12 protein-coding genes and 6 pseudogenes are annotated in these 14,190 nt (G+C 68.3%); 13 read left to right on the top strand and 5 right to left on the bottom strand.

Annotated features, from left to right (window positions below; genetic code table 11):
* The 6 genes from AB0L95_RS16310 to AB0L95_RS16335 all read left to right on the top strand — a co-directional run bounded on the left by AB0L95_RS16310 (position 1) and on the right by AB0L95_RS16335 (position 6,552).
* The gene (locus AB0L95_RS16310; RefSeq protein WP_365162294.1) at positions 1-1,746 is read left to right on the top strand and encodes an iron ABC transporter permease; all 1,746 of its coding nucleotides are present in this window, start codon (positions 1-3) and stop codon (positions 1,744-1,746) included.
* The gene (locus tag AB0L95_RS16315) at positions 1,739-2,890 is read left to right on the top strand and encodes an ABC transporter ATP-binding protein (RefSeq protein WP_365162296.1); all 1,152 of its coding nucleotides are present in this window, start codon (positions 1,739-1,741) and stop codon (positions 2,888-2,890) included. The genes AB0L95_RS16310 and AB0L95_RS16315 overlap by 8 nt, the downstream gene beginning before the upstream one ends.
* 18 nt (positions 2,891-2,908) lie before the next feature.
* Positions 2,909-3,622: a GntR family transcriptional regulator gene (locus AB0L95_RS16320; protein ID WP_365162298.1), complete on the top strand. Its 714-nt coding sequence runs from the start codon at positions 2,909-2,911 to the stop codon at positions 3,620-3,622.
* An 87-nt stretch (positions 3,623-3,709) separates the two neighbouring features.
* On the top strand, positions 3,710-5,080 hold the full coding sequence (locus AB0L95_RS16325; RefSeq protein ID WP_365162300.1) for an acyclic terpene utilization AtuA family protein: 1,371 nt from the start codon (positions 3,710-3,712) through the stop codon (positions 5,078-5,080).
* Complete coding sequence (locus tag AB0L95_RS16330) at positions 5,077-5,397, top strand: DUF4387 domain-containing protein (RefSeq protein WP_365162302.1); 321 nt, start codon at positions 5,077-5,079, stop codon at positions 5,395-5,397. The genes AB0L95_RS16325 and AB0L95_RS16330 overlap by 4 nt, the downstream gene beginning before the upstream one ends.
* A gap of 324 nt (positions 5,398-5,721) precedes the next feature.
* Positions 5,722-6,552, top strand: coding sequence for an IS5 family transposase (locus AB0L95_RS16335; RefSeq protein WP_365162304.1), 831 nt, complete (start codon positions 5,722-5,724; stop codon positions 6,550-6,552).
* Here AB0L95_RS16335 and AB0L95_RS16340 read toward each other — a convergent pair.
* A complete protein-coding gene (locus tag AB0L95_RS16340) occupies positions 6,470-7,066 on the bottom strand; it encodes a hypothetical protein (protein WP_365162306.1) in 597 nt (198 codons plus the stop codon). The two genes, AB0L95_RS16335 and AB0L95_RS16340, sit on opposite strands and share 83 nt — an antisense overlap.
* A gap of 214 nt (positions 7,067-7,280) precedes the next feature.
* On the opposite strand from AB0L95_RS16340, the pseudogene AB0L95_RS16345 reads away from it, so the two are divergent.
* Positions 7,281-7,462: pseudogene (locus tag AB0L95_RS16345) on the top strand (IS21 family transposase); the annotation flags it as partial.
* A gap of 75 nt (positions 7,463-7,537) precedes the next feature.
* On the opposite strand, the gene AB0L95_RS16350 reads toward AB0L95_RS16345, so the two are convergent.
* The 4 genes and pseudogenes from AB0L95_RS16350 to AB0L95_RS16365 all read right to left on the bottom strand — a co-directional run bounded on the left by AB0L95_RS16350 (position 7,538) and on the right by AB0L95_RS16365 (position 10,268).
* Positions 7,538-8,281, bottom strand: coding sequence for a transposase (locus tag AB0L95_RS16350; protein ID WP_365162502.1), 744 nt, complete (start codon positions 8,279-8,281; stop codon positions 7,538-7,540).
* Positions 8,253-8,618: a hypothetical protein gene (locus AB0L95_RS16355; protein ID WP_365162307.1), complete on the bottom strand. Its 366-nt coding sequence runs from the start codon at positions 8,616-8,618 to the stop codon at positions 8,253-8,255. The genes AB0L95_RS16350 and AB0L95_RS16355 overlap by 29 nt, the downstream gene beginning before the upstream one ends.
* Positions 8,619-8,718: 100 nt before the next feature.
* Positions 8,719-8,997 (bottom strand): annotated as a pseudogene (locus AB0L95_RS16360) (DDE-type integrase/transposase/recombinase); the annotation flags it as partial.
* 41 nt (positions 8,998-9,038) lie between these two features.
* Positions 9,039-10,268 (bottom strand): annotated as a pseudogene (locus AB0L95_RS16365) (IS3 family transposase).
* A 130-nt stretch (positions 10,269-10,398) separates the two neighbouring features.
* Here AB0L95_RS16365 and AB0L95_RS16370 point away from each other — a divergent pair.
* The 6 genes and pseudogenes from AB0L95_RS16370 to AB0L95_RS16395 all read left to right on the top strand — a co-directional run.
* A pseudogene (locus AB0L95_RS16370) lies at positions 10,399-10,449 on the top strand (hypothetical protein); the annotation flags it as partial.
* On the top strand, positions 10,434-10,928 hold the full coding sequence (locus tag AB0L95_RS16375; RefSeq protein ID WP_365162495.1) for a hypothetical protein: 495 nt from the start codon (positions 10,434-10,436) through the stop codon (positions 10,926-10,928). The pseudogene AB0L95_RS16370 and the gene AB0L95_RS16375, both read left to right, overlap by 16 nt.
* Positions 10,929-11,010: 82 nt before the next feature.
* A pseudogene (locus tag AB0L95_RS16380) lies at positions 11,011-11,166 on the top strand (ISL3 family transposase); the annotation flags it as partial.
* Between the two features lie 463 nt (positions 11,167-11,629).
* A complete protein-coding gene (locus AB0L95_RS16385; protein WP_365162496.1) occupies positions 11,630-11,962 on the top strand; it encodes a PAS domain-containing protein in 333 nt (110 codons plus the stop codon).
* 29 nt (positions 11,963-11,991) lie between these two features.
* Complete coding sequence (locus AB0L95_RS16390; protein WP_365162309.1) at positions 11,992-12,972, top strand: helix-turn-helix domain-containing protein; 981 nt, start codon at positions 11,992-11,994, stop codon at positions 12,970-12,972.
* Between the two features lie 468 nt (positions 12,973-13,440).
* Positions 13,441-14,135: pseudogene (locus AB0L95_RS16395) on the top strand (IS3 family transposase); the annotation flags it as partial.
* Positions 14,136-14,190: the final 55 nt, after the last annotated feature.

Here is a 14,190-nt window from a genome sequence, read left to right on the forward strand (position 1 = left end):
ATGACTCCCGACACCATCGACAGGCCGGTCGCGTCCCCGCGGCGCGACCGGCGCCGGGCCTTCCCGGCAGCGCCCGGTCAGTACCTGGTCTGGCTGCTGGTCGCGGTCCTGGCGCTCGCGCCGCTGGCCCCGCTGCTCTACACGTCGTTCCTGTCCAAGCCCTACTACCTGCCCGGCGGGGTGTTCTCCACCGACGCCTACCGGCAGCTCTTCGCCGACCCGGCCTTCCGTACCGCGGCCCTGAACACCGTGGTCTTCGCCGCCACCGCGACCGTCACCGCGGTCGTCCTGGGCGCGGCGTTCGCGGTGCTGGTCACCCGCACCGACCTGCCCGGTCGCCGCCTGCTCGGCCCCGCCCTGCTCGCGCCGCTGCTCATCCCGCCGCTCGGTCTGATCGTCGGCTGGGAGTCGCTGTACGGGCCGTCCGGCTACCTGACCCAGCTGTGGCACAAGAACCTGCACCTGCCCGCCTGGAATCTCACCTCCCTGCCGGGCATGACCGCGCTCGGGGCCGTCACCACCCTCCCGATCGCCTACCTGACCTGCAAAGCCGTCCTGGAGGGCGCCGACGGCAGCCTTGAGGACGCCGTCCGGGCTTCTGGCGGAGGCACCTGGCGGACGCTCACCACCGTCACCGTCCCCATGCTGCGCACCGCCCTGCTGGACAGCGCCATGCTGATCTTCACGCTCTGCCTGGAGGTGCTGGGCATCCCGCTGTTCCTGGGCCGGCCCGCGAACATCCAGTTCGTCGCCAGCTACCTCTACGACACCTGGTCCAACAGCATGGTCCCGGACCCGCCGACCGTATCCGCGGGCGCGATGCTGCTGCTGGTCGTCGCCTCCGCGACCCTGCTGCTGCGCTCCCGACTGCTGCGCAACGGCAACCGCTACACCGCCGGCACCCGCGCCACACCGCCGGCGAAACCCATCGCGCTGGCCCGCTGGCGCTGGCCCGTCACCACCGGCACCGCCGCCTTCGTGGCCCTCACCTCCGTCATCCCGCTGCTCGGCCTGGCGCTGATGTCGTCGGTGACCGCGCTGACCACCCTGGTCGCCCCCTGGCACCTGTTCACCGCCGACAACTGGCGGCAGATCTGGAACGACCCCAGCCTGCACCGCGCCATCACCGACAGCCTCACCGTCGCCGCCATCGGCTCGGTCGCCACCGTCGCTCTCGTCGCGCTCGCCACCGTCATCGCCGAGCGCTCCGGGTTCCGCCTGCGCCGAACCCTCCCGGCACTGCTCGTCTACCCGAGGGCCACCCCCGGCATCGTGTTCGGCGTCGGCTTCTTCTGGCTCTTCCTCATCGTCGACTGGCCAGGCGCCATGCTCCGCAACAGCCTGTGGGGCGAACTGATCGCCCTGTGCGTCCGCAACATGACGCTCGCCTACATCATTCTTGCCCCCGCCCTGTCCCGGCTCAGCCCGGAGCTGGCCAAGGCCGCGGCCAGCGTCGGCGCGGGCTGGTGGACCACCACCCGACGCATCACTCTGCCGCTGCTGCGCCCCGCACTGATCAGCGCCGTGGTGCTGATGTTCGTGACCCTGGTCAGCGACTACGACCCCGTGGTGTTCCTGACAAAGCCCGGCACCGAACTGCTCGGCACCTCCATGCTCCAGACCTGGTCCAAGGGACTGCCCGGGCCCGTCGCCGCCCTCGCCCTGGTCCAGGTCCTCCTCGTCGCCCTCGCCCTGGGACTCGGACTGGGCTGGACACTGCGCAAGAAGGACCGCCGCCATGCCTGAGATCACCGTCCGCCAGCTCTCCCAGACCTTCGGCGCCAACAAGGTCCTCGACCAGGTCGACTTCACCGTCCCCCAGGGAGCGTTCGTCACGCTGCTCGGCCCCAGCGGCTGCGGCAAGACCACCACGCTCATGTCGATCGCCGGATTCCAGACCCCCGACCACGGCGCCATCGCCCATGGAGACCGCACCCTGTTCGAGTCCACCAGCCGCACCAACCTGCCGGCCGAGCACCGCGGGCTCGGCGTCGTCTTCCAGTCCTACGCCCTGTGGCCGCACCTAACGGTCGCTCAGAACGTCGGCTTCCCCCTCAAGATCCGCAAGGCCGACAAGAAGCAGATCGCCGGCCGGGTCCGCGCCGTCCTCGAACTGGTCGAACTCGCCCACCGCGCCGACGCCTACCCGCACGAACTGTCCGGCGGCCAGCAGCAGCGCGTCGCCCTCGCCCGGGCGCTGGCCCACGGCCCCAGCGCCCTGCTGCTGGACGAACCCTTCTCCAACCTGGACGCGAAACTGCGCGACCGCGCCCGCGAGTGGCTCCGGGACCTGCAGCGCGCCCTCGGCATCACCACCGTCTTCGTCACCCACGACCAGAACGAGGCACTCGCCATGAGCGACCGCATCCTGGTCATGAACGGCGGACGGATCATCCGCGCCGGTACCCCCGAGGACGTCTACCAGCGCCCCGGCAGCCGTTTCGTCGCCGAGTTCCTCGGCCGCTGCAACTTCGTCCAGGGCGCCACCCGCCACCTGGAGGGCTCCACCTGGCTCCTGGAAGCCCCCCACCTGCCAGGCGGCATCCCCTTCCGTCACGAAGGAGACCCGGGCCCCGATCCGGTCACCCTCTCCCTGCGGCCCGAGCACCTCCTCCTCGCCGATTCCGACGAAGCCGGCCCGGCGACGATTGCGGCGGGCTGGCACGCCGAGGTCACCCACACCACCTTCCTCGGCGACCACTACCTCTACAACCTCCGGCTGGGCCCACACGACCTGCAGGCACTCAGCCCCCGTCGCCTGCACGCCGCCACCGTGCGCGTGACCGTTGTTCCCGGCACCGCCACCCCGGTCACCGACGAGCCCCTGCCCGACCACCTCGAATCCGCGTCCACGCCCGAAGCCGACACGCTGTTTGACAATGTGCTGTAGCAGATATCGAATACGACCATGACGCTCCCCTCGCTCAGCTCCCAGTCCCTGTCCGACCAGGCCTACAAGGCCTTGCGGACAGCGATCATCCAGGGCGACCTCCGGTGGGGCGAGAAGATCACCGAGCGCGGCCTGGCCGAGCGCCTCGGCGTCAGCCCCACCCCGGTTCGCGAAGCCCTGAGGCGACTGGAGCAGGAACAACTGGTCGAACGCACCGGGCTGCGCTCGCTGCGTGTCGCCAGCGTCTCCCCGCTCGCTCGCAGCGAGTCCGGCGCCATCGAGGCCGCACTGGAAGGCGTCGCCGCCCGCTTCGCCGCCCAGAAGGCCACCACCGACCAACTGACCGCCTTGGAAGAACTCCTGGACGCGGCCGACCAGGCCGCCACGCGTCTGCGCGGCGACCGCGACGCCGGCCGCCCCCTGGATCCGCAGGACGTCGAGTACGTCTTCGACGCCCTGCGCGAGTTCCACCTCCGGGTCGAGGCCGCGGCCGACAACGCCCAGCTGACCCGAACTCTCGACCAGGTCCGCGCCTTCAGCCGCTCCGAACGCCTCAGGGTCGCCTCCGCCCAACTGGGCGTCGGGGAGGTCTCCAGGCCAGAACAGCGCTACCCCCAGCACCGCGAACTGCTCGACGCGCTGCGCGAGCACGACGCAGATCGGGCCGAGGACATCGCCCGCCGTCACGCCGTGTCCTCCCTCGGCGAGCTTGCCGGCTGGGACCGCACCTAGGCAGGAACCCGGCCGCTCTCCCCGGCTGGCCCATCCCTCTATTGCTATAGCAAATAGATTCTACTTCAGTAGAGAGGAGCACCCGTCATGGAGATCAGGATCCTGGCGCCGACCGGCGCACTCGGGGCCGGCTTCCCGGCCCAGTCCCTCGAACGCGGCGTCGCCCTGAAGCCCCACGTCATCGCCTGCGACGCGGGCTCGACCGACTCCGGCCCCTTCCATCTGGGCACCGGCGAGCCGAAGCTGTCCCGTCAGGCGGTACGCCGCGACCTCAGACTGCTGCTCAAGGCGCGCGACGCCCTCGGCGTCCCCCTCGTCATCGGGTCGTGCGGGACGAGCGGCCGCGACGAAGGCGTCGACCTCGTCGCGGAGCTCGCGCGCGAGATCGCAGCAGAGGAGCAACTGACGTTCAAGCTCGCCAGGATCTACTCCGACCAGAACCAGGCCACCCTCGTACAGCGGTACACCAGCGGCGCCATCCGCCCCCTGGACCCGGCGCCGCCGATCGACCTGGAGACGCTGACCAGCAGTCACGTGGTCGGCATGATGGGCGTCGAGCCCATCCAGCAGGCCATCGCCGACGGGGCCGACGTCGTGCTCGCCGGACGCGCCAGCGACACCGCACTGTTCGCCGCACTGCCGCACATGCTCGGCGCGCACCCCGGGCTGACCTGGCACATGGCCAAGACCGTCGAGTGCGGCGCCGCGTGCGCGATCCCCCCGGCCGCGGACGGCCTGTTCGTGTGGATGCGCGACGACCACTTCGACATAGAACCGCTGAACCCGACGTCCCGACTCACCCCGCACTCGGTCGCCGCGCACACCCTGTACGAGAACGCGAACCCCTACCTGATCACCGAGCCGTCCGGCGTCCTCGACACCACCCGCTCGACCTACACCGCACTCGACGAGCGCCGCGTGCGGGTGGCGGGCGCCGAATACCACGAGACGGACACCTACACGATCAAGCTGGAGGGCTCACGCCTGGTCGGCTACCAGACCATCGCGGTCGGCGGGATCCGCGACCGCGTCGTCATCGAGCACCTGCCCAAGCTCCTGCCAATGGCGAAGGGGTTCTTCCGAGCCAAGATCCTCGACGTCTTCGAGGGCGCGGTGAACCCCGACGACGTGGACATCGACTACCGCCTCTACGGCCAGGACGCGGTCCTCGGCCCGCTCGACCCGCAGCGCTTCGACGACGTCCACGAACTCGGGATCCTCATCACCGTCACCGCCCCCACCCAGGAGATAGCGCACGCCGTTTCGACGTTCGTCGCGCACGTCTCCTCCCACCTGCCCATCCCCGGCTACGACGGGCTCGCCAGCACCATCGCCTACCCGTTCTCGCCACCCGAGACCGACCGGGGCCCCGTCTACCAGTTCACGCTCAACCACGTCGCCGTGCCCGCCGACCCGTTCGAGATGTTCCGCGCCGTCCACGAGGAGGTGGCGCCGTGACCCGGCTGCTCGACCTGTGCTCCCTGATCCGCTCCAAGAACGCCGGCCCGTTCACCTTGACCTTCGACTTCATGTGCCACGACCGGGCCGCATACGAGCAGGTGTGCGCCTCTGGCGTGCTGAATCCGCAGCTCTTCGCCGAGCTGTACGGCGCCGAACCGGAAAGCGTTCTGATCGTTCACCACGACCTGGCACAGGCCGTGAAGGTGTCCTTCCCCCGCCCGATCCGCCAGGGCGACGTCCACGACCGCGACTGCTACGGCGGCCAGCAGTACGCGCCACTGATCGACCTACCCGTTCAGGCCATCGGCGACTGAGCTCCAGCGCGCCCCAAATCGGTCCGAGTGCGAACTCCTCTGTCGTGGAGTCAGTCGGGTGGCTTCCTCGCGGTGGTGTTCGGTGGGGTCGGGCTGGATGCCTCGAACATTCATGCTGGCCGCTGGCTGGGGATAGACGAACGGGCCTCTTGGTAGGAGTGCGGTTGTCGAGACCAACCCTCCGGCCCAGGAGACCCGTTGCCGCATGAGTTCACCACCGCGGAGGCCTGCGGTGCCACTTCGGCCACTCCGGCGTGTGACTGCTACGTTCACCAGTACGGGGCGATCGCGGCGGGGCGGCGTGCACCGCGCTACCCGTCCGACATGACGGACGCGGAATGGGTCCAGGTCAGGGCCTCGATGCCGGTGCCGGCCTGGCTGGAGGGGCGAGGCGGGCGCCCCGAGGCCTATTGTCATCGTGAGATGTTCGATGCGGTGCGCTACCTCGTCGACAACGGCGCGAAGTGGCGGGCGATGCCCGTCGACCTGCCTGCCCCACGCAAGGTGTACGACTTCTTCCGCCGCTGGTCACGTCACGGGTATGCACGTGAGCTCTACCAGCGCCTGCGGCGCCTGCAGCGTCGGCGGGAGGGGCGGGCGGCCGAGCCGAGCGCGGGGGTGATGGACTCGCAGTCGGTGGACGGCTCGGAGACCTGCCCTGCCGCGACCCGCGGGATGGACGGCAACAAGCTCCGTGACGGGCGCAAGCGCCACATCCTGACCGACACCGGCGGTCTGCTGCTGGAGGTCACCGTCACGTCGGCGAACGTGCACGACTCGGTCGCCGCACCGGAACTGCTCGACGCGTTCATGGCCGAACCCGGACGTCTGCTGAAACTGGTCTGGGCCGACACCGCCTACCAGGGCCCGGCGCTGGCGACCGCGTTCGCCGCCCACGGCGTCACGGTCGAGGTCGTCAAACGCCCGGACGGGGCCAGGGGATTCGTGGTCCTGGCACGCAGGTGGACGGTTGAACGCACGCTGGGGTGGCTTGCCCGGGCCCGACGGCTGAACCGCGACCACGAGCGCCGCCCCGACCACCACACGCAGATGGTGTGGTGGGCCGGCCTGATCACCCTGACGCGGAAACTGGCGAGAGAGCGCCTGCACTGGCCGGAGTTCCGCCCCGAGCGCCTGGACCCTCGGCCGGCCTGAACACGCCCCGCTCACGAACCAGCCAGCCACGTGCCTCCAGCGCGTAGGCACGGTGACGCACCTTCTCCACCTCGTTCAACCGCGAGGCGTCCCGCCCCAGTGCCCGGGTCAGCTCCTGCACCGTGACCGGCCCCGACGCGGCCAGCGCGGTCTCGAAGACCTGCCGGTAGGCCCCGCACAACGAGCCGGCGTCCAGACCGGCCCGCCATTGCGGCGGCCGGGCGTCATAGCCCTCCCGCAGGAGCGGACCGACGGGTGCCGCCTGGGCCCCGCGCGCGGGATCAGGTTCCCGCGGCGCAACCGACGCAGGTGACCGCTCGTCACCTTCATGGGCCGGCACCGGTCCCTCGGCGAACATGAGCGCCACCTCCGACCGGGCGATCCGCGCGTGCTCCAGACGCTGCCGGGCTGCTTCCGCCTGAACCTCGGCCTCGCGCAGCACCTCCAGCCAGGACTCCAGGTCCTCCTGGGCCCGCGCCTCCCGGACCTCCAGCAACGCGATCACCGACGGCATACCGCACCTCCACGACCAGGCCACTCCTCCGGGCTGGCTGCCCGCAGTCGGCCACCCCGACACCGCGACCACCCGAAAGCTGCAGGTCATCGAGCTGCAGACCGGTTCACCACCACGCTCTAACGCTTGTCGCAACACTCCTTGATCATTTCGGGGTGTGGTGATCAGCGTGGAGGATTGGGCGGAGATCCGTCGGCTTCACCGGGCCGAGTAGATGCCGGTGAGGGTGATCGCGAGGAAGCTGGGGATCTCGAGGAACACCGTCCGCAGGGCAATTGCGGACGACGCGGCGCCGAAGTATCAGCGGGCGCCGAAGGGCTCGATAGTGGACGCGGTCGACCGCAGATCCGCGAACTGCTCGAGCAGTGGCCCGCGATGCCGGCGACGGTGATCGCCGTCGGCGTACAAGTGGACGTGGCCCTGGCAAGATTTCCGAGCGGGGGTGTGCCACCGTGCGCCGGTGACGCTCCGTCACGGGTAGCGGCGTCGGAGCAGGGCCATGAGGATGACGCGGTGGCGGAGCAGCGGGACCCCCGCGCGTCCGGCCATGATCCGCTTCTGGAGCTTCAGATCGGTGATGCGGCCTTCATTGACGCCGAAGTTGAACGGGGTGGAGATGCCCTGCACGATTGCGGACTGATCCTCGCGGATGGCTTTGGCCAGGCTGGCCAGGGCCGGGAGGCACGCGGTCGTGAGTTGCTCGAGCCAGTCCGGCAGCGGGGCGGCCTCGCGGGCGTCGAGCATGGCAGCGAACTGACGCACCAGATCGTGGGCACGGTCCAGTTCCGGGCAGTGCTCAAACAGCCGCCTGAGTTGCTCGGCGGCGTGCAGGCCGTGCCGGGATGGCGCGGTGGTGATCCAACGGGCGACTTCCCGGGGAGAGGGCGGCCGCTCGCGCGGCGAGTTGATCGGTAGGCCGCGACGCAGCGGCGCGACGGCCATCTTGATCCGCTGGTAGTGGCCACGGTAGCCCTTGGCGACGAGTTCCTGGTGCAGCACCGTTGCCGCGTGCTCGCCTTCCTCCCAGCGTTGCCGCAGGTACTCCAGGTATGGATCGAGACTTGTGGGCCGGCAGGGCCGGGTGGTTCGTACACATTCCTGCCAGGTGGCTGCTCGGGCGTATTTGCGCACGGTGCGCCGGTTCAAGCCCAGCTCGCGGGCTGCGGCGTTGAGCGAGCGACCGGTGTCAGTCACCGCGTGCAGTGCCTCGAACAACCGCTTCGTGTGGTGGCGGGCGGGGGTGTCGGCCTGGTCGGACGGTCCCGCCGGGTTCGCTGGTGGAAGTGCCGGTTCGGGCTCGGTACTGCGGCGGGGAGGCGGCCGCGGTGGATGGCGGCGATATCCCGATCCGCTTCGACAGACCCTGCCACAAGTGGAAGCGGCTGCTGACCTGCACCGCGTCCGGGGCGCCGTCGGTGATGCCTTGACGGTAAACCAGCGAGCCGTCCCGGCGGACCACCTCAATACCGGGGTGCGTACGCAGCCAGGCGGCCAACTGCTCCGCGTCGCGCCCGGCCCACAGCTCGATCGGCAACCGGGTGTCGGCATCCACCAGCAGAGTTCCGTAAACGTCCGTGTACAGCGCGGAACCTGTCCGTACTCCACCTGGTACTTGGCGATCGTGGAGGACAGGAACTGCTCGGCCAGTTCTTGTTCTCCGAGGTGGCGAGCATCCAGCCGACGGTGTAGCGGCTGTAGATGTCGATGATCGTGTAGAGGCAGTAGTAGCTGCCCTTGACGGGGCCCTTCAGCTTGGTGATGTCCCACGACCACGCCCGGTTCTGGCCCTCGGCCACGAGTTTGGGCTTCTTGCACGGCGGTTGGGTGGCCTGCCGACGCCGCTCGCGGACCTCTCCGTGACGGCGCAGCAGCCGGTACATGGTCGACTCCGAACACAAGTGGCTGCCACGGTCCAGCAGGACCGCGTACAGGCCGGGCCTTGTCCCTGAGGAGTGGACACCCATTCGTACTCTTATGCGGCGAGTGTCAGGGTGGCTGATTGCTGTTCGTGGGGGATCGGTGCCTGCTGTCCGTTCGCTGAATGCCGTCGGCGGGTGTTGTAGCGCGTGGTCCAGCGGAAGACCGCCAGGCGGCTGGCGCGAGCTTCGTCGAAACCGCGGTCACCACGAAGCGTCTCGCGTTGGAGGCGGGCGTTGAACGACTCGGCGAGTGCGTTGTCCGCGCTCGTGCCGACCGATCCCATGGCTGCCGTACCCGCAACTCGGCGTGGATATAAGCGAATTCACGAGAGGTGTACTGCGCTCCGTGATCGCTGTGGAAGACGACTCCGGCCAGGCTGTCGCGGGTGGCGGCGGCTGCCCTCAGCGCGTCGGCGACCAGGGAGGTGCGCAGGTGGTCGGCGATCGACCAGCCCGCCAGACGACGCGAGAAACAGTTGATCACCGTCGCCAGATACAGGAACTCTCCGTCGCCCACCGGCAAGTACGTGATGTCCCCGACGTACTTGGTGTTCGGCGCGCTCGCGGTGAAGTCGCGCCGAAACAGGTCCGGCACGGGTGTGGCGGACGGTTCGGGCACGGTGGTGACCTGGCGCTTGCGCAGCCGCAGCCCGACGATGCCGAACTTCCGCATGACCCGTCCGACACGTTTGTGGTTCACGCGCTCGCCCTCGTCGTGCAGCTCGGCGGTGATCCGGGGGCGGCCATAGGTGCCGTCCCATGCGCTGTGCACGGCCCTGATCCGCTCGGTGAGAGCGGCATCGGCCCGCTCACGGGCAGCGCAGGCTGCGCGGCCGGCCCGCCATTTGTAGAAGCTGGAGCGGGCGACCTCCAGCGCAGCACACAACCGCTTCACGCCCCAGGCGCGGTGGTGGTCCTCGGTGAAGCGGCAGCGGTCCACCATTCATCTCGGCGGCGAAAAACTTCGTCGCCTTGCGCAGGATGTCCCGTTCGGTGGCCAGTATCTGGTTCTCCTTACGCACGGCCTTCAGCTCCGCGCGCAGGGCCGCTATCTCGGCCTCCAGATTCTGACTCGTGGCCTCGCTCACCGGGACGTCCTTCGTGTTCGTGCTCGTCGTGCCGCGCTCACCGCGGCGGCCCCGCTCGGCCCGCACCCAGTTGCGCAGGGTCTCCCGGCTGATCCCCAGATCCTTGCCGATGCCCTCGAAGGTGTGACTTGGATCCGACAGGTACAGCGCAACCGCATCCGCCTTGAACTCGGGCGAGTAGACCTTCATCACCATAAGAGATCCCTCCTCCCCGGCCCCTGGTGGGGCCGGGCTCAGAGGTGTCCACCACTCGGGGACAGGTTCCGACCACGTGATCATCAGCACCTACGGGTCGGAGGTACGCGGCATCGTCCAGTACTACCTGATGGCCGGCGATGTCTTCCGACTCGCCCGGCTGCAATGGGTCATGGAGACCTCGATGCTGATGACGCTCGCCAACAAGTACCGCTCGTCGGTGTCGAAGATGGTCCGCGCCTACGCGGCCACCATCGAGACGCCGCACGGGCTGCGCGCAAGTACTTCGAGGCTCGCGTCGAACGCACTGTCAGAAAGCCACTGGTCGGACGGTTCGGCAGGATCCCGCTGCGACGAGACGAAAGGACGGTCATCAACGACCGTCGGCTGGCTCCGGTCAACACCAAACGCAAGGAGCTGGTCACCCGGCTCCTGGCCGGACGGTGCGAGGCATGCAGGCGGATCGACGAGGTGGAAGTCCACCACGTCGCCAAGCTCGCCGACCTCGGGCGACCAGGTGATCGGCCGCCGTGGGCAGATCTCATGGCCGCGCGACACCGCAAAACCCTTGTGGTCTGCAGCACTTGTCATGCGGACATCCACGGCAGGAAACCTGTCGCAGCACTCACGGAGTGGTCACTGGAGAGCGACGTGCGGTAACAAGTCGCATGCGTCGTTCGGGCTGGGGGCTGTGGGAAAAGGGCCTGCTCAGCAGGCACCTCGCTGACGGCCCACCCGTACCCTCCGGCGCAACCTGCACAAAGTCCTGCTCGAGGTCCGCGCGCACGCCGGCAGCTGGGCCACCATCAACCCGCCTCGCCCCGGCGGAGTACGCGAGCAGACCACCCGCGAACGCTGGAACAAGATCCACGATCTCCTCGGCCAGGGCGTCGGCCTGCACCTCGGGCTCGGTTTCGGCCTGCACAGTTACTTGGGCATCAACCTTGTCCGGCTGGAGCTCGAAATCTGGCTGAACAGATGCCTGGACAAGTTTGGCGACTACACGGTCGTCGGCGAGCCCGAGTACGGAACGAACTGGATCCTCCGCGGAGCGGAAACCGTTCACATCACCTGCGGCGGATAGAGATCAATCGGCTGAGTCCGTCGGGACCCGAAGACCGTCCACCACGGCCGACTTCGCCGAAGCCCCCGGTGCCCATCGCCTCTGCCACGCCTTCAGACGCCGGCTGTCCGCAGCACAGCCCGCAAAATGGTCGGTCGAGGCGCACGCTGTCGCGGGCCATGCCAGAATGGCAGCGATCGACGTGGGGGTCCGAATGGTACCTGGACGAGTGACTATGAACAGCTCAGTCTCCTCGCCTGGCCGAACAGCCGGGCCGGGCGATGCGTGCTTTCTCGCCATGGCCGTGGTGGATGCCGATCGAGTTCTCACATACTGGTCGCCGGGGGCTGTACGGCTGCTGGGCTGTCGTCCGCATGAAGTGGTCGGCCGCAGTGCGGCCGACCTACTGGCGGTCGATCTGCCGAAAGCCGCACTGCGCAGCATCGGCCGGCAGCAGGAGTGGAGGGGCCGGGGGGCTTTGCGGCACCAGGACGGTCACACCGTTGAGGTCGGCTTTCACGCTTCCCCAGCCCTCGGCATGCGGCACGCATGGGCCGGGCTGGGTTGTCGCGGTCGTCGGGCCCAGCCCAGCAGAGGATCCGATGGCAGACCTGAAGGGAATGGCATATGACCAGTGGGCCCAGCCCAGCAGAGGATCTGATGGCAGACCTGAGGGGACTGGCATATGACCAGTTGCCGATCGCTCTCGGGTTCTACGACGAGAACATCCGCCTGGTCGGCGCCAACGCGGCTGGCGAGCGTTCGCAAGGCAGAACCAAGCAGGAGATGCGTGGCCTACGGCTGACCGACTTCTACGACAGTGCCGAAAGCCGCCAGATCGAACAGGCCATGGAGCAGGCACTGCTAACCAGCCGGCAGGTGACCGTCGAGACATTCGCTCAGACACCGGGAGAGAGCCTCCCCCATGCCTGGACGGTCGTGCTCTATCCGCTGAAGGACCAGAGTGAACGGGTGCAGGGGGTGGCTATGGCTGCCATGGACACCACCGTTCAGTTCCTGGCGAGACGGCGTCTGGCCAACGTCAACGCGGCCGGTGCCCGCATTGGGACCACGCTGGACACGGAGCAGACGGTCCAGACGCTGGCGGACTTCGCCACCGAGCAGTTCGCCGACTACGCCTCCGTCGACCTGCTCACCGGAGCTGGCCACATCGAGCTGGATGGGCGATGTGTGCATCTTGGCGCTTCGGGCGCTGGGCGGGCGGAGAGTATCACTTCGCGTACGCTGACCGGTGCACGCAGCATTCCTGCACGCTTGTCCGGCAGCCTGGGACCACACGCTTGGGGCGATGAGCACGCTGCTGTACGCAAAGCTATTGCAATCATGCAGGACCGCTTGGCCGAGACGCTCACCCTGGCCGACATCGCCGCTGAAGTGCACTTGAGCGTGTACCACTTCCTGCGCGTCTTCCGCCTCGCCACGGGCGAGACGCCGTATCGATATCTTACGCGCCTTCGCATCGCGCTGGCACAGCGACTGCTGTCAGGCACCACCCTCACCATGCAGCAAATCGCTGAACGATGCGGCTTCTCCGGACCCGGGCCCCTGTCTGCCGCATTTCTGCGTCAACTGGGTATCCGGCCATCAGTCTACCGAAGAAACTCGGCATCAAACAGGTGAGTTCAAGGGGCGCCGGTACGTGCTGGTCGGATTGTGCCCCGGAGGCTCCGGGTACCAGCGGCACGGCTCTCCCGCGACGTCACGCTGTGGAGCCTGCCACTATCCTGACAGAACTACGGAACACGTGGGTCGTCACTACGTTATCCGGTTGTTCCACTCGTCTTGTCTGAAGAATCATGAACTGTGGAGCTCAGTAAAGGCTGTACCCGCGTCTACCGCGTGAACTGATATTCCCAACGGGGCGACTCACTCACGTTCGGGCAGCTTCCTTTATGGGCTCGTCCCGGGATGAAGATCTGGAGCCGGAGCCGACGGCCCATATTGACAGCCATGATGAGTAGGTTATTTGCCTTTGGGATAGCGAGACCCCGAGATGTCTCTCCCTGAGGTACATCGAAACGGTGAGGCTGATCCTTTGGAGTGGACACCCTGACAATGGATCTTGATGGTCCGGGGAGGGCTGTCCAGGTGGGACGTAAGTCTCCGTATCCGGAGGAGTTCCGGAAGGACGCTGTCGCGCTCTACCACGCCGCGGCCGGGAAGCGGACGTACGCGGCGGGGGCCGCGGATCTCGGGATAACGGCGGGGTCGCTGCGGACGTGGGTCCGCAAGGACGACTTGCGTGCCGTGCCCGGACGTCGTGACGCGGGCGGGAGTGAGGCGGAGGAGCTGGCCCGGCTGCAGGCGGAGAATGCCCAGCTGCTTAAGGCGGAGAAAGAAGGGCAGCTGGGGCGCGAGATCCTGCGCCGGGCAGCCGCCTATTTCGCCCGGGAGGTGAAGTGGGCCCTCGCCGCCGGGACTTCACCTCCGACAACCGCGCCAGGTTCGGCGTCAAGCGGATCTGCCGCGTGCTCGGAGTCTCCCGCTCGGGCTACTACCGGCACCTGGCCACCGCGCAGGCCCGCGCCGAGCGCCAGGCCGAAGAGAAGCCGACCGTGAGCGAGATCCGTGCCATCCACGCCGAGCATCATGGCGCCTACGGCGCTGCGCGCGTCCATGCCGAGCCGCGTGCGAGGGGACGGAGGATCAATCGCAAACGCGTCACCCGACTGATGCGAACCAACCACATCGTCGGCCGGCACATGCGGAAGAAGAAGCGGACGACGATCGCGGACCACACAGCGCCGCCCGCGCCGGACCTGGTGATGCGGGACTTCACCGCAAACACGCCAGCTCCTGCAGCATGCGCTCGGCGACGTTGCGGACGAGCTCGATCCC

Source organism: Streptomyces sp. NPDC052036, from assembly GCF_040680495.1.
Taxonomy (GTDB): domain Bacteria; phylum Actinomycetota; class Actinomycetes; order Streptomycetales; family Streptomycetaceae; genus Streptomyces.